This window comes from Pseudomonas sp. RW407, from assembly GCF_003176655.1.
GTDB classification, from domain to species: domain Bacteria; phylum Pseudomonadota; class Gammaproteobacteria; order Pseudomonadales; family Pseudomonadaceae; genus Pseudomonas; species Pseudomonas delhiensis.
The window spans coordinates 1,147,830-1,149,035 of record NZ_QGSL01000107.1 but is presented as its reverse complement, the minus strand read 5'-3'; the positions used below and the strand labels follow the sequence as shown (position 1 = coordinate 1,149,035).

The following is a 1,206-nucleotide window of genomic DNA, read 5'->3' as shown; positions in this document are numbered from 1 at the left end:
GGCAATGTCAGCCCGCCGACCGAAACCGGCCCGGCCGAGATAGAGCCCATCGACACCACGGCCCCGGAACCGCCGGTGATCACCGACAACAATGGCAACGGCCTGGGCGGCACTGGCGAGCCGGAAGGCATCGTCACCGTCGAACTGCCGGACGGCAGCACCGTGACCACCGTCGTCGATGGGAACGGCAACTGGGAGTTCCCGGAAAACCCGCTGGAGAATGGCGAGAGCGGCATCGTCACCATCACCGATCCCTCGGGCAACGTCAGCCCGCCCACCATCACCGAACCGGCTGACCTGGTTCCCCCGGAGCCGCCGGTCATCACCGACAACAACGGCAATGGTCTGGGCGGCACTGGCGAGCCGGAAGGCATCGTCACCGTCGAACTGCCGGACGGCAGCACTGTCACCACCGTGGTCGACGAGAACGGCAACTGGGAACTCCCCGAAAACCCGCTGGAGAATGGCGAGACCGGTATCGTCACCATCACCGACCCGTCGGGCAATGTCAGCCCGCCCACCGTGACCGAGCCGGCTGATGTCATTGCACCGGAGCCGCCAGTCATCACTGACAACAACGGCAACGGCCTGGGCGGTACCGGCGAACCGGAAGGCATCGTCACCGTCGAGCTGCCGGACAGCAGCACCGTGACCACCATCGTCGATGAAAACGGCAACTGGGAATTCCCGGAGAATCCGCTGGAAAACGGCGAGACCGGCACCGTCACCATCACCGATCCGTCGGGCAACATCAGTCCGCCGGTGACTACTGAGCCGGCCGACGTCATCGCGCCGGAGCCGCCGGTGATCACCGATAACAATGGCAACGGCCTGGGCGGTACCGGCGAACCGGAAGGCATCGTCACCGTCGAACTGCCGGACGGCAGCACCGTCACCACCGTCGTCGACGGCAACGGCAACTGGGAATTCCCCGAAAACCCGCTGGAGAACGGCGAGAGCGGCACCGTCACCATCACCGATCCCTCGGGCAACATCAGCCCGCCGACCGAAACCGGTCCGGCCGATACCATCGCGCCGGAACCGCCGGTCATCACCGACAACAGTGGCAATGGCCTGGGCGGTACCGGTGAGCCGGAAGGCATCGTCACCGTGGAACTGCCGGATGGCAGCACCGTCACCACCGTGGTCGACGAGAACGGCAACTGGGAGTTCCCGGAAAACCCGCTGGAGAATGGCGAGACCGGT

1 protein-coding gene is annotated in these 1,206 nt (G+C 65.7%); it reads left to right on the top strand.

Annotated features, from left to right (window positions below):
* Window positions 1-1,206, top strand: a 1,206-nt coding sequence (locus DK254_RS29365) for an Ig-like domain-containing protein (RefSeq protein WP_256595985.1), incomplete at both ends; no start/stop codon positions are given.